Origin of the sequence: Streptomyces violaceoruber (assembly GCF_033406955.1) — a bacterium.
Taxonomy (GTDB): Bacteria; Actinomycetota; Actinomycetes; order Streptomycetales; family Streptomycetaceae; genus Streptomyces; species Streptomyces violaceoruber.
The window spans coordinates 2,025,981-2,048,167 of sequence record NZ_CP137734.1 but is presented as its reverse complement, the minus strand read 5'-3'; the positions used below and the strand labels follow the sequence as shown (position 1 = coordinate 2,048,167).

16 protein-coding genes and 1 pseudogene are annotated in these 22,187 nt (G+C 69.6%); 5 read left to right on the top strand and 12 right to left on the bottom strand.

Annotated features, from left to right (window positions below):
- The first annotated feature begins 48 nt into the window (after positions 1 to 48).
- Positions 49 to 1,283: pseudogene (locus R2E43_RS08880) on the top strand (protease).
- A 99-nt stretch (positions 1,284 to 1,382) separates the two neighbouring features.
- On the opposite strand, the gene R2E43_RS08875 reads toward R2E43_RS08880, so the two are convergent.
- The gene (locus R2E43_RS08875; RefSeq protein ID WP_003973108.1) at positions 1,383 to 2,375 is read right to left on the bottom strand and encodes a LysR family transcriptional regulator; all 993 of its coding nucleotides are present in this window, start codon (positions 2,373 to 2,375) and stop codon (positions 1,383 to 1,385) included.
- A gap of 242 nt (positions 2,376 to 2,617) precedes the next feature.
- Between R2E43_RS08875 and R2E43_RS08870 the strand changes: the two genes are divergently transcribed.
- From R2E43_RS08870 to R2E43_RS08855, 3 genes are all read left to right on the top strand, one after another.
- Positions 2,618 to 3,133, top strand: a complete 516-nt coding sequence (locus R2E43_RS08870) for an ATP-binding protein (protein ID WP_003973107.1) — start codon at positions 2,618 to 2,620, stop codon at positions 3,131 to 3,133.
- A 1,606-nt stretch (positions 3,134 to 4,739) separates the two neighbouring features.
- Positions 4,740 to 5,078: a MerR family transcriptional regulator gene (locus tag R2E43_RS08860; RefSeq protein WP_003973104.1), complete on the top strand. Its 339-nt coding sequence runs from the start codon at positions 4,740 to 4,742 to the stop codon at positions 5,076 to 5,078.
- A gap of 982 nt (positions 5,079 to 6,060) precedes the next feature.
- On the top strand, positions 6,061 to 6,216 hold the full coding sequence (locus tag R2E43_RS08855) for a hypothetical protein (protein WP_166680911.1): 156 nt from the start codon (positions 6,061 to 6,063) through the stop codon (positions 6,214 to 6,216).
- Positions 6,217 to 6,736: 520 nt separating this feature from the next.
- On the opposite strand, the gene R2E43_RS08850 is transcribed toward R2E43_RS08855, so the two are convergent.
- From R2E43_RS08850 to R2E43_RS08805, 10 genes are all read right to left on the bottom strand, one after another.
- Positions 6,737 to 7,048 (bottom strand): SCO5918 family protein, encoded by a 312-nt coding sequence (locus tag R2E43_RS08850; protein WP_003973102.1) that lies wholly within the window; start codon positions 7,046 to 7,048, stop codon positions 6,737 to 6,739.
- A gap of 48 nt (positions 7,049 to 7,096) precedes the next feature.
- Positions 7,097 to 7,501 carry a CBS domain-containing protein gene (locus R2E43_RS08845; RefSeq protein WP_011030532.1) on the bottom strand — a complete coding sequence of 135 codons (405 nt, stop codon included), beginning with the start codon at positions 7,499 to 7,501 and terminating at the stop codon, positions 7,097 to 7,099.
- Between the two features lie 46 nt (positions 7,502 to 7,547).
- Positions 7,548 to 9,044, bottom strand: a complete 1,497-nt coding sequence (locus tag R2E43_RS08840) for a DEAD/DEAH box helicase (RefSeq protein ID WP_191850763.1) — start codon at positions 9,042 to 9,044, stop codon at positions 7,548 to 7,550.
- A gap of 348 nt (positions 9,045 to 9,392) precedes the next feature.
- Positions 9,393 to 9,596 carry a cold-shock protein gene (locus tag R2E43_RS08835; RefSeq protein WP_003973099.1) on the bottom strand — a complete coding sequence of 68 codons (204 nt, stop codon included), beginning with the start codon at positions 9,594 to 9,596 and terminating at the stop codon, positions 9,393 to 9,395.
- A gap of 641 nt (positions 9,597 to 10,237) precedes the next feature.
- Positions 10,238 to 11,218, bottom strand: coding sequence for an SDR family oxidoreductase (locus tag R2E43_RS08830; RefSeq protein ID WP_003973098.1), 981 nt, complete (start codon positions 11,216 to 11,218; stop codon positions 10,238 to 10,240).
- Between the two features lie 621 nt (positions 11,219 to 11,839).
- On the bottom strand, positions 11,840 to 12,925 hold the full coding sequence (locus tag R2E43_RS08825) for an ABC transporter ATP-binding protein (RefSeq protein WP_003973097.1): 1,086 nt from the start codon (positions 12,923 to 12,925) through the stop codon (positions 11,840 to 11,842).
- On the bottom strand, positions 12,918 to 14,687 hold the full coding sequence (locus tag R2E43_RS08820) for an ABC transporter permease (RefSeq protein ID WP_016327480.1): 1,770 nt from the start codon (positions 14,685 to 14,687) through the stop codon (positions 12,918 to 12,920). Before R2E43_RS08820 ends, R2E43_RS08825 begins: the two co-directional genes overlap by 8 nt.
- Positions 14,688 to 14,741: 54 nt before the next feature.
- On the bottom strand, positions 14,742 to 15,914 hold the full coding sequence (locus R2E43_RS08815) for an ABC transporter substrate-binding protein (RefSeq protein WP_189283596.1): 1,173 nt from the start codon (positions 15,912 to 15,914) through the stop codon (positions 14,742 to 14,744).
- A gap of 115 nt (positions 15,915 to 16,029) precedes the next feature.
- Positions 16,030 to 18,690: an aconitate hydratase AcnA gene (gene acnA / locus R2E43_RS08810; RefSeq protein WP_319127161.1), complete on the bottom strand. Its 2,661-nt coding sequence runs from the start codon at positions 18,688 to 18,690 to the stop codon at positions 16,030 to 16,032.
- Between the two features lie 152 nt (positions 18,691 to 18,842).
- Positions 18,843 to 19,721 carry a GntR family transcriptional regulator gene (locus R2E43_RS08805; RefSeq protein ID WP_189283598.1) on the bottom strand — a complete coding sequence of 293 codons (879 nt, stop codon included), beginning with the start codon at positions 19,719 to 19,721 and terminating at the stop codon, positions 18,843 to 18,845.
- 186 nt (positions 19,722 to 19,907) lie between these two features.
- Here R2E43_RS08805 and rraA point away from each other — a divergent pair, with 186 nt between their 5' ends.
- On the top strand, positions 19,908 to 20,417 hold the full coding sequence (rraA, locus tag R2E43_RS08800; RefSeq protein WP_189283599.1) for a ribonuclease E activity regulator RraA: 510 nt from the start codon (positions 19,908 to 19,910) through the stop codon (positions 20,415 to 20,417).
- 721 nt (positions 20,418 to 21,138) lie between these two features.
- Here rraA and R2E43_RS08795 read toward each other — a convergent pair.
- Positions 21,139 to 21,840, bottom strand: coding sequence for a GNAT family N-acetyltransferase (locus R2E43_RS08795; protein WP_332056079.1), 702 nt, complete (start codon positions 21,838 to 21,840; stop codon positions 21,139 to 21,141).
- Positions 21,841 to 22,187 lie beyond the last annotated feature (347 nt).

The following is a 22,187-nucleotide window of genomic DNA, read 5'->3' as shown; positions in this document are numbered from 1 at the left end:
ACATCGCCCGCCCGCACACGGGCATCCCTACCTCCCAGGAGGCAGAGCGTGAAGTCATTACCCGCACGCAGGCGACGCCGCGCCATGTGGTCCCTCATCATGTCCGTCGGTCTCACCTGCGCACTCGCCACACCCGCCGTCGGCAGCGGTGACCAGGGCACGTCACGGCTCAGCGCCTCGCAACAGGCCGCGGCCGGCCAACTCGCAGCGGACCAGCACATCTCCACCCAGGAGGCACAGCGGCGCGTACTGCGGCAGGAGCGGCTCACCGGCGTCGCAACAGCGCTGCGTGAGCGCCTGGGTTCCCGCTTCGCAGGAGCCTGGATCGACCAGAAGCACGGCGGCAGGCTGACCGTCGCCGTCACCCGGTCGACGGCCACGGCCCTCGTCGAGGCCCGGTCCGCGCAGGCTCAGGCACCCGACACGACCACCGTCGTCGTCGACCGCAGCCTGCGGCAACTCGACCGCATGTCCGCAGGACTGGCCCACCGTATCGCCGCAGCGAACAAGGGCGCCGCCCACGGCCTGCAGTCCGCGGTGGTGGTGCAGGACAACAAGGTTCGTCTGGACCTGCCACGGGGCAAGACCCTCACCCCCGCCCAGCACGCAGTCGTGGAGTGGGCGAAGCGGACCCTCGGCGATGGCCTCGAGGTCAGCACCTACGCGCATGCCTCCGAACCCTTCTACTGCGGCGGCCAGTACTCGTGCGACCCCCCGCTGCGCTCGGGCCTGGCCATCTACGGCACGAACGTCCGCTGCTCCAGCGCCTTCATGGCGTACAGCGGCAGCAGCTACTACATGATGACCGCCGGCCACTGTGCGGAGGACAGCTCGTACTGGGAGGTCCCCACCTACAGCTACGGCTACCAGGGGGTCGGTCACGTCGCCGACTACACCTTCGGCTACTACGGCGACTCCGCGATCGTCAGGGTCGACGACCCCGGCTTCTGGCAGCCGCGCGGCTGGGTCTACCCCTCGACCCGCATCACCAACTGGGACTACGACTACGTCGGCCAGTACGTGTGCAAGCAGGGCTCCACGACCGGCTACACCTGCGGGCAGATCACCGAGACCAACGCAACGGTGTCCTACCCAGGCCGCACCCTGACCGGCATGACCTGGTCCACCGCATGCGACGCTCCCGGTGACAGCGGCAGCGGCGTCTACGACGGCTCAACGGCCCACGGCATCCTCAGCGGGGGCCGAACAGCGGATGCGGCATGATCCACGAACCGATCAGCCGAGCACTGGCGGACCGCGGAGTCACGCTGCTGGCCGGCTAGGCAACCCCGGGCGGACCGCGAGCGTACCGCCCCGGTGCACATCAGGAGGACGCCGACCGCCGCACGCGCGGTCGGCGTCCTTCCCCACACGTCGGCCGATCAGACCGTCCCGGGGATCGCCTTTCCGGCTCCGTTCGCGGGACGGGCGGGTGCGTATGCGCGCGTCACCCATTTCTGGAAGTGCGGAGCCTGCGACAGCAGTTGCCAGTGGGCGCGTACGGCATGATGGTGCACCACCTCGACGGCCGACGCCTCGACCGAATCCCGCCGCCAGACGAGCAGATGCCGCTGCCACAGCGGATCCCCCGCGAGGGGTTTAACCAGTACTCCGCCCACCGGGCGCATGGTGGGCTGGACGGCGGCCACCCCCAGACCCTTGGCGATCATCGACTGCAGTTGGTCGAGCATGTGGAACTCGTGGGTGACGGCGGGCCTGAATCCCGCGGCCCCACAAGCGTCGTAGAAGGCGCCGGGCCAGCCCACCCCGTCGTCCGCGGAGACGAACCACGCGTCCTCCGACAGGTCGGCCAAGGACACCTCCAGCCGGTGCGCCAGTGGGTGATCGGCAGGGGTGGCCACGAACACCGGGACGGTTCTGATAGCTCGGTGGTCCAGCTTCGGAGAGTGTCGAAGAGGCAGCCCTGGGTAGTCGCAACCCAGGGCGACGTCGAGCTCGCCGGCCTCTAGGAGATCGATGAGTTCTCCGGTCGCGTACACACTGCTGACCGAGACGGTCAGATCGGGGCAGGCTTCACGGAGGACGTCGAGCAAGGTGGGTACCACCGGTGTGTTGATGGCCCCGAGGCGAAGCCGACGTGTCGCCCCGGACGAGCGGGGAGGCCGCAGCCGTGCGAGATTGTCGGAGAGCGCCAGGATCTCCCGGGCCCGGCCGACGACCTGGGCGCCGTAGGCGGTGAGCTCCACGCCCGCGCTGCTGCGCAGGAAGACCCCCTCGCCGAGCAGTCCCTCGATGCGGCGCAGTTGGGTACTCATCGCCGGCTGGGTGTATCCGAGCGCCGCAGCAGCCCGGCCGACGCCCCCCGCGTCGGCTATCGCACACAGCACGCGCAAGTGGCGCAGCTCAAGTTCCACGGGGGCACCTCGCTCCGGGCGAACAGAGTTCCATTATGCGCCAGGAGGAAGGCGGTGGGGAATCCGGGACGGCCTGACGCCTTCGGTCGACCAGTAGCCCGAGGGTTATGGATGAGCCGGAGCCTCTGGTATGGCCTGGCCGGTTGTTCCCGGGTGACCGCCGTGGAAATCTCGGACCTGCGTGTTGGTCCGCAGAGGCGACTGCGGAAGCCTGAAGCGCACCGCCATCGAGGAGCGACATCATGCCTCACACCTGCATCAGCTTCACCGTCGAAGCGACCGGGGCCGCGGTTCACCGCGCCCGCCACCGCGTCTCCACCGCGCTGAGCTGGTGGGGAGGGCCGGTCGAGGAAGAGCTCCGCTTCAGCGCGGAACTCGTGACCTCCGAGCTCCTCACCAACGGGCTGCGGCACGCGGGCGGGCCCATGACCGTCGAGTTGACGCTGGTGCACGACATGGTCGTCGTCGCGGTCCTCGATGACAGCCGGGAGCTGCCGCGGCCTCGGCAGACGGAGGCGGACGACGAGTGCGGGCGGGGACTCGCCCTGATCGAGGACCTCAGTCTGATACGGGGAGTCGAGACCACTTCCCGCGGGAAGCGCTGCTGGGCGGTTCTGCCGCTGCGGACGCCACAGGAGCGGGCTATCGAGTCGGCTCCGGCTGAGGAGGCGGACCACGGCTTCGAGGCAGACCGGGAACGCTGGTCACTGGCTCCCCAAGGAAGCGGACTACTGGCGAGTCTGTTTCCGGCGATGTGAGTTCGTCCTCCTCGGGCGGCCCAGTAGCCGACCCAGGGCAGGCGGGCGTGCCTGAGGGCGTGATGACGCTCGTCTGACGCTCTGGCCGCTTTCAAGCTGCACAGCGAGCCGAGAAACGCCTCTGACCTGGCCTTTTCTGCGGCTGCCTCAGGCCGACATCTTTCCGATGACGCACCACGTGGAGTACGTGGCGATTCTGGAGCCTGCTGGCAAGGGGTTCTGACCTGCGCTTTTGTTCTCCTGCGGCGGGCGCGGCAAGCTCGTGCGGGGCAGTTGGGTTTCCCGAAGGCCGGTGCTCGTGTGTCCGGCCGGCGGGTGGGCTGCCTTCGTTTCAGTGGGTGCGAGAGGGCACTCGGACGCCTGAGCCGAGATGCGGTTCGTTCGGCACCATGGGGTCCGCAGAATGACCCGGTCAGCGACCGCTGGCGCCTGTGGAAGGACCTTTGCGACAAGGCCCTGTCCGAGGTTCGCTCCCACAGCGCCTGCTGGGCCACAGCGAACACGCCCCGCCCGGCCGGCGTCCACGAGCAGACCACCCGCGAACGCTGGCATCAGCTCCACGACCTCCTCGGCAAGGGCGTCGGCCTGCTCGAATGCGCCCGCCGCCTGAACCTGTCCCTCAACACCGTCAAGCGCTACCCGCGCACCCGCGATCCTGAAGCCCTGCGCCCCCGTGAAGCAGCTGTTTCGCGAGGTCCAGGAGCAGGGCTGCACCGGCAGCTGCAACCTGCTCTACCGCAGCACCCAGGGCCGGGCAGAAGGCGACCGGCCCGTCGGAGGGTCGCGGCTTGACGCTCACCGTATCCATCACTGGAACGGCGACGTCTGATCCCGTCTGCCCGGGGCTTGGGTCCCGGCTGCGGCCCGTAGGCCCGGCTCACCCCAGCACCCATCACTGTTCGAGAGTGATTACCTCTCCGCCGGACACATGGAAATCTGCATCGGCTGGAGTAGACATTGGGCAGCAGTGTGGTTATGTTTCTCCTGTAACCCAGAAGGACCGCAGGGCCCGGCAGAGACGAACTGCCGGGCAGCAGTACCCGCAGTTGCAGGACGGTGCGGTGGTGGAGTGTCGAAGCCAGGATGGTGCAGGACGGCGACGGGACTGACGACCGGACCGGGCGGCCCGCAGTGGTCAGGGGCCGCCACCGCAGTGCAGTACCCAGCAGCGAAGTCAGTGAGCGGTACCTCGGTGAAGGCGTCGGCTGCGGACGCGCGCGCCGGGAGGTTCGGCAGTGGTGGTTCCAAGCCAGAGCAGACGCAGGACGGGCAACGGGGCCGACTGTCGGACAGTGGCGCTGTCACAGGTCACTGAGAGGTTCGTGTCACCAGCAGTAGAGCAGTACCAGAGGAAAGAACGGAGGAACCAAGCGCCATCAGGATCGCCCGGGCGCAGTTTTGGGCCCGGGTACCGCAGGACATCGATAGTGAGGTGGTCTCCGGTCAAGAAACCGCGATCCCCGCGCCCCCGGCAGCAGGCAGGTCGGGTCCGCGGACACAGAAGGCCGGTGCAGTATCAGGGCCGGCAGATGGTGTAGGAGTTCCTTCGGGGCCCTGGTGCCGCATGGCACCAGGGCCCCTCCATGCGTTCCGCAGAGAGGTGCAGATGACAGCAGACGATTCGTACGGCCGTCTCGACGACGACGATTACCCCGCCTACACCATGGGGCGGGCGGCCGAGATGCTCGGTACGACCCCCGCTTTCCTGCGGGCCGTCGGAGAAGCCCGGCTGATCACGCCGCTCCGCTCGGAGGGCGGCCACCGCCGCTACTCCCGCTACCAGTTGCGCATCGCGGCCCGCGCCCGCGAACTCGTCGACCAGGGCACTCCCGTCGAGGCGGCCTGCCGCATCGTCATCCTGGAAGACCAGCTCCAAGAAGCGCGGCGTATCAACGAGGAACTGCAGAGGCGCCCGGCCGGCCTGGTGGACAAGGCCGAGGGCTGAGGCCGCATCTGCCGGCCGGTCCTGTGAGGGCTCGCCTGCCAAGACGGGAAGCCCTTGCCGCAACGAGAAGAGGCAACTGTCCGCACCGATGTGCTGGGCCCGGTCCTGGCTAGGACTCCCGTCTTCTTGCCGGAGCGATGCGGCTGTGGACGCGGAACCGGACGGCAGTGTCGTCGGGCGCGGAGCGCGGGGCGCACGTCGATGGCGACAGGACCGGCGAAGGTGTATTCGTGTTCGGCGGTGTGACGGCGCACCTGGCCGGCGAGGGCGGCGGCGCAGGTGTCACAGGGACATCGGTTCCGACTTCCACCACCCGTCCGGGTTCCACCAGCGTGTCATCCACCTGATCCAGGCTGCCGCGGTAGGTGCTCGACGTCGGGGGTGTACGGGGGCAGTTGTACCGTTCCGCCGCGAGGAGTGACCCGATTGACCACCGGCCTGTGGCGCTCAGGAACGGGCTGGACTGTCGCAGTCCGGGCCAACTCAAGCCCGACCATGAGGCCGACCACGGCGCCGCGCGACCCCGACCACAGCTACACGCGTGGCATGACCAAGGCGGCACATGCTTCGAACGAGCCATCTCATGTGTGCCGGTATGAACGTGATCGACGTCCCCGGCACTCTGGTGCGGACGCAAGCCGTCTGGGGCGCCACCCACGACTGGCTCGCCGCCCCGCCCCCGCGGCGCCACCGTCCGTCCCGCCCTGCGTCGTCGCCCGTGTGGCGTCATGACGGCGACAGACTTCCTCGCGTATGGGCCGACCATACGGCCAACGCCAGAGGTAAAGCGCTGTCCATGGTGAGTTCCCTGAACAGAAGGGCTGGCGGGACCTCCTTTCCAAGACCGTGCTGCAGGAGTCCGTCAGAGCGCAGGTAATCCCGTGCTGTCCGCGACCCAGGGCTGTCCTCCGTCTGGCCGAGGGTCCTCGTCTTCTGGGCGACATCCCTTTAGCGTGGGCGGTAGCCGCCGAAGGGAGGCGCCATGTCGGACGAATTGACGGGCCCGTTGGGAACGGCAATGCGGGAGGTCACGTTTCCGGACCGGTCTCGCGGGATCATCTTGGTGCGGGCTGGAACACCGCAGGCCGAGGCCGAGGCAATGGCCGCCCGTATGTGGGCCGAGATGCCGGAAGGCTGACGTGCCCGAACGCAGACAACCCGTACCGTCCTCACACGCATTTTCCTGAGCCGTGGGCCATGGAACGGAACCAGCCGTACGAACCCCGGAGGCGCCGTTGCGGTCTCTGCGGCGAGGCCGGGGCCACGCAGGGCGAAGAGGCCGCGCCGCGTTCTGCCGCCTGGCGCGGCTGCCGGCTGTTCACGAGAACACCGAGGGAGGAGTCGCCCGCCTCTTGCCCGGCGCGTTGCCGGGTGAAGAGCAGGTGGCGAAGGACTGGCTCGCTGAAGGCGGCCGAGGCGACCTCGTCGGCCGGCCTGAACGGCTTTCACTGTCCCAGCGGCGGCAGGCCGCCGACACAGGCAGTGCTTTGCCATCTCCCTCGCTGTCTACTGACCCCAGCAGCAGGATTCAGTACGGCGTCGCGGCGCTGCCGCCTCACTTGCGCATCGATCGGGGAATGCGGCATGTGGTGAGGGCCCGGCCGGCGTGCCGGTCGGGCCCTCACACTGTTCTGGTGTCGGCGCGTTTGTCGTGTCGGTCAGACGGACAGGTGGGGGGCGCCGAGCATGGCGGAAGCCCGCTGCAACGGACTGTCGCTGCGCGCGGGGGCGGCCTCGGGAAGGGTGCGGCAGGTGAAGCCCAGCTGGGCCATGGCCCTTAGGATTTCGCCGGTGCTGAAGTCGCGGCGGTCCTGGCGGGTGATGACCTGGCCGACCTGCTTGGCGGGGTAGTGGCGTCGTCCGATGATCACGGACTCGCCGGTGACCGGTTCGGGTTTGACGCCCTTCATCGATTCCAGCACGCCGCTCTTGGTCAGGTCGAACGGGAAGCGGGCAATGACACAGCGCATGATGCCTCACAGGCAGGAGAGTTACGGGGCCGGCCGCCGTCTGGCGGTTCAGCGGGAGAGAGCGAGGACGCCCAGGGCACTGCCGTGTTCGTCGACCACGGGCACCAGCCCGAGCCGTCCGAAGGGCACCGCGTCCTCGGCTTCCTCCCTCGTGGCCGACGGTGAGACGAAGGGCTCGCTGTCGTCGGTGATGTCACCGAGGCGGAGCCGGTCGGTGTAGCGGGAGCTGTCCCGGACGGCGGTGAGCCGGGCCTGGGTGACCAGGCCGACGCACCGGGCATCCTCGTCGCAGACGACCAGATGCTCGGCACGGGCGGCGGCCATCACGGACAGCGCCACCTCGACGGTCATGTCGTACCAGACCTGTGGCCCGGCGGCGTCCATGACGTCGGCCACCGTGCCGCGCAACGGGAGAGCGCCTACGGAGCGATCCTGCAACTGTCCTGGCGTCAAGGGGTGCCTCCTGCGCAGACGGGCGGGGTTCCTGATCAGGACGGTCCTAGGCGGCCGCGCCAGCCGTGGACTTGAGTGCGGGGGTACGCCGGGTCGCCGAGGCGGGGCGGCGTCGGCCGCGTGAGGTGGCGCCGCGCTTCTTGGGGCGTTCGGTCGCCGGGGCGGTGATGACGACCGGGATGCCGGTCGGGGCCTGGGCTCCGGTGATCCGGCTGAGGGCCTCGTCGCCCGGGCTGACCTGGGTGGTCTGCGGCCGGATCCCGGCTTCCGACATGAGACGGACCATGCCGCGGCGCTGGTTCGGGGTGACGAGCGTGACGACGCTGCCGGACTCGCCGGCGCGGGCCGTGCGGCCGCCCCGGTGGAGGTAGTCCTTGTGGTCGGTCGGCGGGTCGACGTTGACGACGAGGTCGAGGTTGTCGACGTGGATTCCGCGTGCCGCGACGTTGGTCGCCACCAGGACGGTGACGTGTCCGGTCTTGAACTGCGCCAAGGTGCGGGTGCGCTGCGGCTGGGACTTGCCGCCGTGCAGGGCGGCGGCCCGTACCCCGCTGTTGAGCAGGTCCCGGGTCAGTCTGTCGACGGCGTGCTTGGTGTCGAGGAACATGATCACGCGGCCGTCGCGTGCGGCGATCTCGGTGGTGGCCGCGTGCTTGTCGGCGCCGTGGACATGGAGTACGTGGTGCTCCATCGTGGTGACGGCGCCGGCCGAGGGGTCGACGGAGTGCACGACGGGGTCGCTGAGGTAGCGGCGTACGAGCAGGTCGACGTTGCGGTCGAGGGTGGCGGAGAACAGCATGCGCTGACCTTCGGGGCGGACCTGGTCGAGCAGGGCGGTGACCTGCGGCATGAAGCCCATGTCGGCCATCTGGTCGGCCTCGTCGAGGACGGTGATGGAGACCTGGTTCAACCGGCAGTCGCCGCGGTCGATGAGGTCCTTGAGACGTCCCGGAGTGGCGACGACGACCTCGGCGCCACCACGCAGCGCCGACGCCTGCCTGCCGATCGACATCCCGCCCACCACCGTGGCCAGCCGCAGCTTCACAGAGCGGGCGTACGGGGTGAGCGCGTCGGTGACCTGCTGCGCCAGCTCACGTGTCGGTACGAGGACCAGCCCCAGCGGCTGCCGAGGCTCGGCCCGCCGGCCGGCCGTACGGGCCAGCAGAGCCAGGCCGAAGGCGAGGGTCTTTCCGGAACCGGTGCGCCCGCGGCCCATGATGTCGCGGCCGGCGAGGGAGTTCGGCAGGGTCGCGGCCTGGATCGGGAACGGCACGGTCACCCCTTGTTGGCCGAGCGCGGCCAGCAGTTCCCCGGGCATGTCGAGATCGGCGAAGCCCTCCGCAGCGGGAAGCGCGGGGGTGATCGTCCGGGGGAGGGCGAACTCCCCCTGAACGGCGCCGGGCCGGCGGCCGTAACCGCCGGAGCGGCTGGGTCCGGCCGGCCGGCGCGGCGCCGGCGAACCGAAGCGGCTGCCGCCCTTTCCGGAGTCGGCACCGCCATGACGGGTGCGAGCGAAACGGTCGTTCGTGCGTGTGCGGTTCATACGGAACCTTCCTCGATGCGGCACATATCAAGGAATTTCCGAAGCAATGAACAGCACGGAGAATCGCAAGAATGGACCGGTGGGCCTTGCCAGCGGATCTGGCCGACAGAAAATCTGTGCGGCACGTGCGCTGGAATGATTGGGGGTGCTGTGGGCTCGATATTCGAAGCGTCCACTGCACTGTAGGTATGAAGGATGCGGCTGCATCTTCGAAGGACGATCCGTGTGCCGTAAGCACACGCTGTCCGGAGCGTCGTCCGCAGGTGAAATCACTGCGGGAAACGCATGTAGCTGGGGCCCGCACCCCGAAGGATGCGGGCCCCAGCTACAAGTACGTGACAGTCGGCGTCAGGCGGGAACGATGTTCTCGGCCGTCGGGCCCTTCTGGCCCTGCGCGATGTCGAAGTTCACCTTCTGGCCTTCGAGCAGCTCGCGGAAGCCCTGGGCGGCGATGTTCGAGTAGTGGGCGAACACATCAGCGCCGCCACCGTCCTGCTCGATGAAGCCGAAGCCCTTTTCCGCGTTGAACCACTTCACGGTACCAGCAGCCATGTCATTTCTCCTTCGGGGCAGTCGTACGGGATCCGCACCGCGCGGACCTCGTGTCGCCGCAATGATCACCCCGCCCGGAAAAAGACCGGAGATGTAAAAGTGCTTCCAGGGGTACTGAGCCCGACCGGAGCACTTGAAATTTCGGGAACCACAACTGCAACTGACATCGACAGTAGCACGCCACAGCAGCCACTGTGCGGTGAAGAACGCCACCTTGCTTATTGCGGCAGAGAATCTATCCGCATGCTCCGATGAAAACTCAAACCGCGCGCACAGATATTGACCTTCGCGCGACGCCATATATCGCATGCCGCGCTCGCGTGATCCGGTCCCCCACCACGCTCTCCGCTACTGCACGGGTCGCACCGCCGCGGGGGCAGACAGGTCCGGCCATGACGCCGGCCATGCTCGGGGCGTAGCGGACGCCTGCCGGTCGGGTGTACGTCTCGCGCGCGGCGAGCACTGCGGGGGAGGGGCCGGTTGCCAGACGTCTTGCCTGGCAACCGGCTGTCGGCTCGGGCTGGTTGGTCAGCCGTGGCAGGTGATGTGGTTCTGCGCGCCCGCTTCCGTGAACGCGCCGCAGCCCCGGCTGCCTTCTACCAGGCCGACCCTCAGGAGGCGTGACCCGGGGAAGCCGAGGATCAGCGGTAGTCGTCAGGGGAGGCTTCCTTGCCGCCGTAGGTGACGTCCTCGAAGTATGCCCAGGCATCCGGCCGGCTGCCGTCCACGTCCGTCACCCCGTATGCCCTGGCCAGTTCCCCGCTGGAGGTGGACTTGCCGTTCCACCGCTTCGCGCGGTCTGGGTCGGCGGCCAGCGCAGCGACCGTACGGGCCAGGTAGTGCGGGGACTCCGCGATCGCGAACGTCGGCTCTTGGGCGATCGCGTCACGCCAGTTCTCCTCACTCACACCGAAGTGGGAGAGCATCTGCTCCGAACGCAGGAAGCCCGGGGACACCGCGACCGCCGTGCCCTCGTACTCCGCCAGCTCCTGAGCCAGCCCGAACGCGAGGCGGATCGGGGCGTTCTTCGCCAGGTCGTAGTAGATGTTCTCGCGGTAGCGGCGGTTGGAGTGCGCGGTACCGTCGGTGACTTCCACATGCAGCGGCGCGTCGGAGCGGATCAGCAGCGGAAGCAGCAGCGCCGCCGTGATCACGTGCGAGCGCGCGCCAAGCTCCAGGATCCGCAGGCCGTCGGCGAGCGGTGTCTCCCAGCTCTTCTTCCCGAACACCGAGGTGGCCAGAAGGTGCTCGCCGCCCCACAGGTCGTTGACGAGAATGTCGAGCCGCTCGTACTCCCGGTCGATCCGCTCGACGAGGGCGCGGACCTGGGCTTCGTCGAGATGGTCGGTGGGAACTGCGATTCCGGTGCCGCCCGCTGCGGTGACGAGTTCGGCGGTCTCCTCGATGGTCTCGGTCGTCCGGCCGACCTCGCTGGCCCGGGCCCGGGTGGTTCGGCCGGTCACATACACGGTCGCGCCGGCCCGCCCCAGTTCCACAGCCTGAGCTCGTCCCGCCCCGCGGGTAGCGCCCGCCACGAGGGCGATCCGTCCTGCCAGCGGACCCTTCGGACCGGCCTGCTCGGTGTTCTCAGTGGTCTGCCTGGTGATGTCCTCGTTGCTCATGTCATCCATCGTTCACGCTAAAGCCGACAGAACACGTCACCTTTTATGTGGGGGGCACCGCGCATCATCCCGGCCATAGCGCCAAGTACGTCCTCACACTGAGCGTTTTCAGGGTGGCCACCGATCGGGTGACGCCGGTCAGGTCGGGGTAGGGGCCGCAACGCACAAGGCTCGCGTGCACGACATGGACACCGCGCGCCTGATCTCCCAGCGGGAGCCCAGCCGTCCCCGGCAGCCCCACCCGCTCAGACCAGCTCACCTGGGACACCCGGTCCGACACCGCACACGATCAAGTAGTCGACCTCCTGACACGTTCAGCAGCCCACATCCCAGGAGCCGTCTACCGTCCCAGGGACCCCTGCTCCGGGACCATCGGGCTCGGCACCGGGAGTGCACAGTTGATCAGTAACTGGCAACGAGCTCGTGCACGGTAAGCGGTGAGGCGTCGAGGTCCAGATGGGCGGCGGCGGTGGTGCCCCCAGCGGTCGGCCGGCCGGCATGCCGAGCGGGCAGCCCACCGGTGTGCCGAGCGGCGGACCCGGCGGCGGCACGGGCATGGGCGGCACCCCCACCCCGCAGCACCTGAAGTCGGTCAGGACCGGCCGCGTGACGGGCTTCGGGTCAGACCTGTGCGGGGAACAGCAGGCAGTCGTCCGGGCGGATGATCAGGTTGATCTCGCCGTCCGTGTGCCGGACGGGGCTCTCGGCATGGACGCGCACGTCGCCGATGCTGAGCTCGTACTCGAATCGCGCTCCGGTGTACGAGCACTGCTCGATCCTCGCCCGGAGCACGTTGACGGCACCGTCGTGCGGGGCGTCGGCGCGGTCGGTGAGCGTGATGCGTTCCGAGCGCAGGCCCACGGTGGCGGACGACCCCGCGGAGCAGGCGCCGGCCACCCTCAAGTGCTGACCGGTCTCACCCAGTTCGACCTGTACGGCTCCGCCCTCGGTGGCGCCGACGCGCCCCTCCAGGAGGTTGCAGCGGCCGATGAAGCCGGCGACCTCGGGAGTGGCGGGAGTCTCGTAGATCTCGGTCGGTGTGCCCACCTGCTGGAGGCGTCCGTGCATGAACACGGCGATGCGGTCGGACAGGGACATGGCCTCGACCTGGTCGTGGGTGACGTACACGGTGGTGATGCCGACCTCCCGCTGGAGGTCCTTGAGCCAGACGCGGGCCTGGTCGCGCATCTTCGCGTCCAGGTTGGAGAGCGGTTCGTCCAGGAGCAGCACGCCGGGGGAGTAGACGATGCCTCGGGCGAGGGCGACGCGCTGCTGCTGTCCGCCGGAGAGCTGGTGGGGGTAGCGGTCGCGCAGGTGAGCCATGTCGACCTTGGTGAGGGCGTCGTCGATGAGGCGCCGTTGCTCGCCCTTGGTGACCTTGCGGAGCTTCAGCGGCAGTGCGAGGTTGTCGGCGACGGTCATGTGTGGCCAGAGCGCGTACGACTGGAAGACCAGGCCGAGATTGCGGCCTTCGGGGGGCACCGTGCTGCGCCGGGTGCCGTCGAAGAAGACCTGGTCGCCGACACGGATGGTGCCCGAGTCGGGGGTCTCCAGACCCGCGACGCACGACAAGGTGGTGGACTTGCCGCAGCCCGACGGGCCGAGCAGAGTGAAGAACTCCCCGTCCGCGACGGTGAAGTTGACGTCCTCCAGGACCGCGGTCCCGTGGAAGGACTTCTTGATGTTCTCGACGACCAGCTCAGGCATGCTTCTTCCCCTTCAGGAGGAGACCGGCGAGGCCGGCGACGACGGCGGTGACGGCGATCTGGAGGGTGGCGAGGGCGGCCACGGAGCCGGTCTCACCCTGGGTCCACAGATCGATGGCGGTGGTGCCGATGACCTGTGACTCGGCTCCGGCGAGGAACATGGCGGGGGCGTACTCGCGGATCATCTGGGTCCAGATGAGCAGGAACGAGGCGAGCATCGCGGGCACGAGGAGACGGAGCATGATCCGGGACACCGTGCGCCACCAGTCGGCGCCGGCGACGCGTGCGGCGTTGTCGAGTTCGGCTCCGAGCTGCATGGTCGCCGGGGAGATCGCGCCGTACGCCGACGGGAGTGCCCGGATGCCGAAGGCGATGATCAGCGCGAAGAGCGTGCCGCGCACCGCGTCGCCGCCGGGTATCCAGGTGAAGGCCCAGAACAGGCCGATGCCGACGATCAGGCCCGGGACCGCGTGCGGTGACTGCGCTGTCGTCTCCAGGAGACGGGCGAAGCGGAAGTCGGAGCGGCGTGCCACGAGGACGACCACCGTGCCGAACAGGGTCACGGCCACCGCCCCCACGAAGGCCACGGTGATGCTGTTGACGATCGACTCGGTGTAGGGGGCGTAGTCGAAGATCAGACGGAAGTTGTCCAGGGTGAGCAGGTCGAACGGGTTCACCAGCGGAGTGAGCAGCGAGGTGAACGCGCGCAGGATGAGCGCGAGCATCGGCAGCAGTGCGCCGAAGACGACGTACAGACCGACGAAGGCGAAGCCCAGCCACTTCCAGGCGCCGATGTCGAGCAGGTCGGAGCGGGTCGCCTTGCCGCGCACCGACACGAACCGCTGGGCGTGCCCCAGCAGCCGCGTCTGGAACACGACCAGGGCGATGGTGGTGAGCAGCATGAAGGTGGACGCCGCGCCCAGCAGGCCGTAGTCCGGATTGATCGAGTCGATGCCCTGCTCGTACAGGAAGTTGGAGAAGAGGGTGATGCCGGCGGGCTCGCCCAGGATGAGCGGGATGGACAGGGTCTCGATCGCCGTGCCGAAGATCAGCAAACCCGCGTAGAGCATCGGCGGGCGCAGCATCGGCACCACGACCGAGCGCAGGACGCGCAGAGGCCCCGCGCCGACGCTGCGGGCCGCGTTCTCCAGAGAGGTGTCGGAGGCGGCCAGCGCGTTGGCGCAGAACAGGTAGGCGATGGGGACCTGGGCGACGGCCTCGACGAACGCCATACCGGGCAGTGAGTACAGGTTCCAGGGCACCCAGCCGAAGCCCTCGCGCACCGCGCTGGTCAGGAAGCCGGCCGGGCCGTAGACGACGATCCACCCGAAGGCCAGGACGAGCGGGGAGATGTAGATGGGCCAGCGCAGCACCTGCCCGAACAGGCGGGCGGCGGGGAAACGGGTGCGCTCCAGCAGAATCGCCATCGGCACCGCGATGGCGAGCGCGAACACGGTCGTCAGGACGGCGAAGAGGAGGGTGTCGAGGACGATCGAACCGAAGCCCGCCGACGTGAACAGGTGGGTGTAGTTCGAGAGGGTGAAGGCGCCGCCGGCCGCGTACAGGGGCTGGTTGCGGACCGACTGGTAGAGGATCGGTACGACGGGGGCGAGGACGAGCACGGCGGTGACGAGGAACGTCAGCCAGTGGATGGTGACCTCACGTCCGGCGCCGAACAGGCGCCGGTACTGGGGCGTGCCCAGCTCGCCCGCGCGCGGGATGCGGGACGGCGCGGGTGGCGCCGGGGGTGTCTGGATGGCCATGACGACTCCGTACGAACGGGGTGGGGACAGGGGCGTTGGGCGGGCGGGGGCGGCTCAGCCGGCCGCCTTCTCCCAGCGCGCGACGTACGCCTCCCGCACGCGCTCCGGCACCCGCACGGGCCGGTACAGATGGACGCGGTCCGCGCCGAGCCTGCGCCGCATGTCCTGCAGACTGTCCATGGCGTCCTGGCGCACGTCCGGCCGGTACGGCACCAGGCCGCCCTCGGCGACCGCCGCCTGCCCTTCGGCGGAGAGCAGGAAGTCCAGGAAGAGACGGGCCGCGTTCGGGTGCGGGGCGGTCTTCACGACGGACAGCGCGCGCGGCATGACGACGGTGCCCTCCGCGTAGTAGCTCCACCCCAGCAGTCCCCCGCTGTGCTCGGCGGCCGGTATCGCGACGCCGCCGCTGAGGTTGATGGAGAAGTCGTACTCGCCGGAGACGACCTTCTCCACGAGCGTGCCGGAGGAGTGGTCGGCGTGGGCGAACGGCAGCAGCCGCCGGAACGTGTCCCAGCCGCCCGCGACCTTCGAGGTGTAGCCCTGGTTGCTGGCGTAGCCGTAGGCGTTGGTCGGGTCGTAGACGCCGATCTTCCCGCGGAAGCGGGACGGCCGCGCCTCCACGATCGCCGCCAGTGACCGGAGACCGTCGGGGAACTGGTCCGGGTCGAGGGTCTTGCGGTTGTAGATGAGAGCGACCGGGTCCGTCGACATGGTCCATACGCCGGGCAGCAGTTCGGCCCAGTCGGGCAGGTGGTCCTTCTCCGGCGAGCGGTAGTCGGCGGCGGCGTTCCGGGTCGCGTAGTCGCCCCACAGGGGTCCCGCGTTGTTGGCCAGGACGTCGGCGGGGGAGGTCCCGGCGCCGGACTCGCTGTAGTAGCGCTCGTAGACGGCGGAGCCGCCGAGGTTGGTGGCGCGGATGTCCGACAGCCATGGGTAGCGCCGGACGAACGCGTCGAAGACCGGCTGCCAGTTGGTCTGCGAGGTGTTCGAGTAGATGAGGAGCTTCCGCTCCCGCCGTGAGGCGTCCACGATCCTGTCGTAGGCGGCGGGGTAGTACGCGGGGGCCTGTGGGGCGGCGGCGTTCGCCTCGTCGGCCGTGCAGGCGGAGAGTGTGCCGCCCAGGGCGGTGAGACTTCCGACGGCCGCGGCGCCCCGTAGGAGGTGACGGCGGGAGGGGCCGGCGCCGGACGACGCTTTTGGCGCGGGCGTGCGGGGGACGGTGGACATGGCGGCTCTTCTCGTAGGGGGCGCGACGGCGCTGTCAGCTGCTTCGAGAGACCGGCGGGGTCGGGTGACGCCGGTGGGCGTGGGGGTGGCGAAAGGCGGGCGCGGTGCCGTCCGGTTACGACGCCGCGACGGCGCGGCGCATCACGTATGGCAGGATCCCGCCGTGCCGCAGGTAGGCCAGTTCCTGGCGCGAGTGGAGGCGCAGCCTGAGACGGACCGTGGCGCGGGGTGCGTCGGGCCGGACGAGGGACAGGATGACGGGGTTCGTGCCGACGCACAGGTCGGCGAGGCCGTCGAAGGTGAATTCCTCCTCTCCGGTGAAGGCGTGGGCCGATGCGGTGTCGCCCTCCTCGAACTCCAGGGGCAGCACACCCATGCCGATCAGGTTGTTGCGGTGGATGCGCTCGAAGGACTCGGCTATCACCGCCCGCACTCCCAGCAGCGCCTGTGCTTTGGCGGCCCAGTCGCGGCTGGAGCCGGCGCCGTAGTTGCGGCCCGCAACCACGACCAGATCGTGGCCCGCGGCACGGTAGGTCGCCGCGGCTTCGTGGACGGGCAGGACGGCGGAGCGGTCGGCGGTGTGGGCGTGACCGCCGGTGAGGTCGCATTCCGCGGGGAGAAGCCGGTTGCGTACGGCGGCGTTGGTGAAGGCACCGCGCAGCATGACCTCGTGATTGCTGCGGCGGGTCGAGTACTGGTTGAGGTCGCGGCGGGCGACGCCGCGGTCCGCCAGCCAGCGCCCGGCGGCACTGCGCGCCGGAATGGCGCCGGCCGGTGAGATGTGGTCCGTGGTGACGTCGTCGCCCAGCACCATCAGCACCTTGGCCCGCTCGACGCGCAGTCGGTCGGGCGGCGAGGTGGACAGGCCCGTGAGGTGCGGGGGGCGGCGGATGTAGGTGGAGTCCGGACTCCAGGAGAAGCGGACGCCGTCGGGCGCCTCGATCTCGTGCCACGCCTGGGTGCCGTCCCGCAGCCGGGTGGCGTTGGTCCGGAACATCTCGGGCCGTACGGAGGCGGCGACGCGCGCGGCGACCTCGTCGTCGGTGGGCCACAGGTCCTTCAGGAACACGGACGTGCCGTCCGGGCCGGTACCGAGCGGGTCGCGCTCGAAGTCGTGCAGGATCGAGCCGGCCAGCGCGTACGCCACGACCAGCGGTGGCGAGGCGAGGTAGGACTGGGCGACGCGCGGGTTGACGCGGCCGGCGAAGTTGCGGTTGCCGGAGAGGACGGCCACCGGATCGATGTGGGCGTCGGTGGTGAGCCGCTCCAGCTCGGGGTGGAGCGGGCCCGAGTTGCCGATGCAGGTCATGCAGCCGAAGCCGACGATGTGGAAGCCGGTCTCCGCCAAGGGCGCCAGGAGCCCGGCCTCGCGCAGGTAGTCCTCGACGACCCGTGAGCCGGGGGAAAGGGACGTTTTCACCCATGGCTTCGCCGTGAGCCCGGCCCGCCGCGCCCGTTCGGCGAGGAGCGCCGCCTGGACGACCAGCGTCGGATTGGCGGTATGGGTGCAACTGGTGATCGCCGCGATGGCGACCGGCCCCTCGGGGAGCCGTTCCCCGAACTCCGTCGTGTTCGCGGGCCGGCCGGCGGTGGTGGACCGGAAGGACTCGGGCACCCGGGACAGCGGAAGCCGCTGATGAGGCAGTCCGGGGCCGGCCACGCTCGGCTCCACCGTCGCCAGATCGAGGTCGATGACGTCGTCGTAGCGTGGCTCGGGCCGGTCGGCCGTGCGCTTGAGGCCCTGCGCGGTCAGGTAGGCATCGACCAGTCGTACGTGTGCCTCGTCGCGACCGGTCAGCCGCAGGTAGGCGGCGGTCTCGTCGTCGTACGGGAAGTAGACGCAGGTCGCCCCGTACTCGGGTGCCATGTTGGAGACCGCGGCACGCTCCGCCCACCCGAGCGTGGCGGCACCGGGGCCGCAGAACTCCACGAACCGGTCCACCACGCCCTTGGCGCGCAGCAGTTCGGTGAGGGTGAGCGCCAGGTCGGTGGCGCCGACGCCGGGCCGCAGACGTCCGGTCAGACGCACGCCCACCACGCGTGGGTACGGGATGGTCACCGCCTCGCCCAGCATGGCGGCCTGCCCCTCCAGTCCGCCCACGCCCCAGCCGACCACGCCCAAGGCGTTGATCATCGGGGTGTGGCTGTCAGTGGCGACCAGCACGTCCGGGTGCAGCCAGGGCGGGCCGCCCTCGGGCGAGTCCTCGTCGCGCCAGACCACGCGGGCCAGGACCTCCATGTTGACCTGGTGGATGATGCCGGTACCGGGCGGCACGACCCGGAAGCCGCGCAGGCTGCGCTCGGCCCACTTCACGAATGCGTAGCGCTCGCCGTTGCGGCGGAAGTCGATGAGCAGGTTGCGTTCGACGGCGTCGGGGTGCCCGTACTCCTCGACGATGACCGAGTGGTCGACGGTCAGGTCGACGGGGACGGCCGGTTGCAGCCGCCCCGGGTCACCGCCGAGTTCGGCGACGCTGTCGCGCAGGGCGGCGAAGTCGGCGAGGGCGGGCAGACACGTGGTGTCGTGCAGCATGATCCGGTTCGGGTGCACCGGGAGCTCGCAGTCACCGTGGCCCGAGCGGGCACGGGCGAGTACGTCGCCGAGCGCCGCGGGGGAACGGCGGGCGACGTTCTCCAGCAGCACCCGGACCGCGTACGGCAGTTCGGCGAGCCGCTCCGCGGGCAGCAGTCCGGCCAGCGGCTGGTACCGGTACGAGTGCCCTTCGACGGTCAGGACGGCGGTGACGGTGGGGTCCGTGCTGGGGTCTGTGCTCATGGTCCCTGCTGTCGTTCCGGGAAGAGGAGCCCACGGGCGCATGGCGCCGGGCGCGGCCCATATTGTCTCAAGCCGCTGATTGATACAACCGTTGGACGCTGGATTCTTGGCAAGGCCCGATGGTGGGGAAGCGTGCTCGGGGAGTGAGGTGCTCAGCCCTGCGTCTTGATGACGCGAACCTTGTCCAGGTGGCGGCGCAGGAAGGCGGCCGCCTCCTCGAGCTTCCCGTCCTCGACCAGGTCGAGCATGTGCAGGTGCTCGCGGGCCTGGCCGGCCAGGCGGGAGCGGTCGACCTGGTGGCGGTACTCGATGAGGCGGCGCAGCCGGTGTTGCCGGCGGGCGGCGTCCAGGAGGAACTGGTTGCCCGAGAAGCTCACGAGCATCTCGTGGAACGAGGCGTTGACGTGGAACAACTCGGCCCGGGGCAGCAGCAGGATGTCTCCGCGCAGCAGGGCCTCCTGCTGCCTGCGGTGCAGGGCCGCGGCCTCGGGGTCGATGCTGAAGCCGGGCTCCAGCAGGGCGTTCGGCTCGATGATCATGCGGAAGCGGTAGCTCTGGTCGTGCGCCTCGACGGTCGAGAACACCTGCTGGAACTCCCAGCCGCGCCCACCGGCCTTGCGGCGCACCAGGTCCTCGGACTCCATGCGGGCCAGTACCCGGTCGGCCTGGCGTGCCGACAGGCCGTAGCCGCGGCTGATGTCCGCAGCGGTGAACGGGCCGGCGAACCGTCCCCCGATGTAGTCGTCGGCGATCCGGAAGTACGCCTCCTCCTCCATGTCGGCGCCCTCCGTGAGATCCGTCCCGGTCAGGGTGGCGGCGTCACGGTCCAGGAAGAAGCCCCGATTCGGTTCCCGCCTCAGGATGCCGACCTCGGCCAGGAAGAGCATCGCCTTCCGGGCCGGGGTGCGGGAGACGTCCAGCTCGTCCGCCGCCCACTGCTCGGTGACGTGCGCACCCTCCTCGAGGCCGCTGCGGCGCAGGAGATCGACCAGGCGGGTGGCGATGGAGGTGGTCAGGTTGGGCCGCGACATCAGTCTGCGCTCTTCGGAAGGGGACGTGGGACGTCCCATCCTATGAGTCGGGGTACGGCGGGTGCGGCCGCCGGACTCTCCCTCGCCGAGGGATTGTATCTAGCGGCATGGTGATGCAAAGTGTGGCCGGGGTGCTGATCGGCGCCCCTGTGAAGCCAGGAGCAATGAGAGGCAGCGCCTACGACGATGCAGTCGATTCCCGTCCCCACCGCCGATCTGGCCGACCAGTACGATCACCGACTGCGTGTCTGCGGCGTGCAGTTCACCACCTACGGTGGAGTACGCTCCTTCGCCGGCCCGGTGCGGACCGTCTCCTGCCGCGAGGACAACGCCTTGCTGCACGAACTGCTCCGTACGCCCGGTGACGGAGCCGTCGTGGTGGTCGATGGAGGCGGATCCCTCGACACCACGCTTTTCGGGGACCGAATGGCCACCAGGGCCCGCGACAACGGATGGGCGGGGGTCATCGTGTACGGCGCCGTCCGCGACAGCGTCGCACTGGCCGGCATAGGGATCGGCGTGCAGGCGCTGGGCACCAGTCCGCGCAGGGCGGGGAAGACGGGGCGGGGAGCGGTGGACGTGCCTGTTTCCTTCGGCGGGATCACGTTCGCCGCCGGTGATGTCCTGCATGCCGATGAGGACGGGGTGGTGCTGCTCCCGGCCGGTGAGGCCCCCCAGGAGCCTGTCTCGGTGTGAGCGGCCGCAGCGGGCCGGGCCGATGGAGAGCCGTCCCCGGCGTGACGACCGCCTCTCGTCGACCGGCGAGGCCACCAGCACGCACGGGACTTGGAAGACACACCGCGGCGGCCGTGTCGGCACGTCCGTGTGCCGATACCGTTCGACGGCCTCGCCCGGTCGTGGCCTCACGCCATCCGCAGTTGCGTGCCCCGGCGGCCGACCTGCGCATGGACGATGCGGCCGGGTCCCTTCGAGGGCCTGGCCGCCGGGTCGTTCCTGACCCGAGGCGCCGATCAGGACGACGCCGTGCAACGGACGCGAGGACAGCGTCAGCTTCGTCCGCGGCAACAGCGACGACCCCGGTGACTTCCGATGACGCGCACGCCCCCGCCGCCCGAACCCGAGCTGACCGTCGACCGCGCCGCCTGCTCTGGGTCACCCTCCCGCTCCGCCTGCGAGATCAGATCGCCGACGCGCCGCCGGGCACCGTCGTCCACGTCGTCGCCACCGACCCCCGCGGCACCGCTCGACCTGCCCACCTGGTGCCACATAACAGGTCACACCTGTCTCGGCCCGTCCCCGGCGAACGGCCGGTGTACGCCCCGAAGCTCACCGCCGACGCGCGCGCCACCCGCCCGGACGCACCCTGGCACCCGCTCCGGCGGCGGCAGGAGCAGCTCCGGAACCGGTGACGCATCTCGTCGGCCGGCCGTTTCGAGTGGACCGCGGACGCGGAACGTCACGGCGTCCGGAAACCCCGGAAGGTGACCGGCCTGCGTGTCTTGAAGCCGAGCCGTTCGTACAAGGCGATCGCGCCGGTGTTCGCCTCGGCCACGTGCAGGAAGGGACGATCACCGCGCGCCGAGATGCGCTCGGTGAGAGCGCGGACGAGGCGGGCGGCATAACCCTGCCCGCGCGCCTCGGGAGCGGTGCAGACGGCGCTGATCTCGGTCCAGCCCGGAGGACGCAGGCGTTCCCCGGCCATCGCCACCAGGGTGCCGTCGACCCGGACACCCAGGTAGGTGCCGAGTTCATGGGTACGGGGCCAGAACGGCCCCGGCTCGGTCCGCGCGGCGAGATCCAGCATCTCAGGCACGCTGTCCGCGCCCAGCTCGACCACGTCGGTGTCGGACGCGGAGCGAGTTCGGCCGGGGCGGCCGTCGCCGGGCCAGGTCATCTGACGGCCCTCAAGACTGAAAACCGGCTCCCAACCCGGCGGCGGAACGGCCGGGGAGCTGAACATGTCGGCGAAGGCGCCGGGACCGAGTAGGCCGGCCAGGTCGGCCCAGTCCTCCGCGTCCGGGTCGACGGACACGGAGGAGAAGGTCGCCACGTCGGTGAGATAGGTGGCTGCTCGACCGAACCGTCGGGTGAGATGCGCGTGCCGACCACTGAGCGACTGACCTACCGGGTCGTCGAGTGCGGGGTCGTCGTCGTTCATCGTCGTGCCGTTTCTATCCTGGTGAGCGCGGTGGTCGAAAAGTCGGCGGCGGGGCTCGTGGCCCGATAGTCGTAGCCCTTGTCACCGTGCAGTTTGCCGGGTTGCCTGAGGACTTCCGGCTGGAGGCCAATGCCAAAGCGCTCTCGTGCCGGTGGAGGCACGCCTTCTGACGTGCCTCCACCGGCACCACTCAGTTCAGGCAGATTGAGCTTGAGCGATGCAGCGCCGCCGGAAGTCGAGCGCCTCAATGCATCGAGCGGCGACTTCCTCGTTCTGGGTGAGAGCAGTCCTGCCTTGTCGAGTGATGCGGCGTTCGGACCGTCACCCCGGCGAAGGCCAGGACCTGT

What these genes read in the sequence shown, in the direction of transcription:
- R2E43_RS08870 (WP_003973107.1), top strand. Translation starts at nt 2,618, where the DNA reads ATGCCTCACACCTGCATCAGCTTCACCGTCGAAGCGACCGGGGCCGCG.
- R2E43_RS08860 (WP_003973104.1), top strand. Translation starts at nt 4,740, where the DNA reads ATGACAGCAGACGATTCGTACGGCCGTCTCGACGACGACGATTACCCC.
- R2E43_RS08855 (WP_166680911.1), top strand. Translation starts at nt 6,061, where the DNA reads ATGTCGGACGAATTGACGGGCCCGTTGGGAACGGCAATGCGGGAGGTC.
- R2E43_RS08850 (WP_003973102.1), bottom strand. Translation starts at nt 7,048, where the DNA reads ATGCGCTGTGTCATTGCCCGCTTCCCGTTCGACCTGACCAAGAGCGGC.
- R2E43_RS08840 (WP_191850763.1), bottom strand. Translation starts at nt 9,044, where the DNA reads ATGAACCGCACACGCACGAACGACCGTTTCGCTCGCACCCGTCATGGC.
- R2E43_RS08835 (WP_003973099.1), bottom strand. Translation starts at nt 9,596, where the DNA reads ATGGCTGCTGGTACCGTGAAGTGGTTCAACGCGGAAAAGGGCTTCGGC.
- R2E43_RS08830 (WP_003973098.1), bottom strand. Translation starts at nt 11,218, where the DNA reads ATGAGCAACGAGGACATCACCAGGCAGACCACTGAGAACACCGAGCAG.
- R2E43_RS08825 (WP_003973097.1), bottom strand. Translation starts at nt 12,925, where the DNA reads ATGCCTGAGCTGGTCGTCGAGAACATCAAGAAGTCCTTCCACGGGACC.
- R2E43_RS08820 (WP_016327480.1), bottom strand. Translation starts at nt 14,687, where the DNA reads ATGGCCATCCAGACACCCCCGGCGCCACCCGCGCCGTCCCGCATCCCG.
- R2E43_RS08815 (WP_189283596.1), bottom strand. Translation starts at nt 15,914, where the DNA reads ATGTCCACCGTCCCCCGCACGCCCGCGCCAAAAGCGTCGTCCGGCGCC.
- acnA (WP_319127161.1), bottom strand. Translation starts at nt 18,690, where the DNA reads ATGAGCACAGACCCCAGCACGGACCCCACCGTCACCGCCGTCCTGACC.
- R2E43_RS08805 (WP_189283598.1), bottom strand. Translation starts at nt 19,721, where the DNA reads ATGTCGCGGCCCAACCTGACCACCTCCATCGCCACCCGCCTGGTCGAT.
- rraA (WP_189283599.1), top strand. Translation starts at nt 19,908, where the DNA reads ATGCAGTCGATTCCCGTCCCCACCGCCGATCTGGCCGACCAGTACGAT.
- R2E43_RS08795 (WP_332056079.1), bottom strand. Translation starts at nt 21,840, where the DNA reads ATGAACGACGACGACCCCGCACTCGACGACCCGGTAGGTCAGTCGCTC.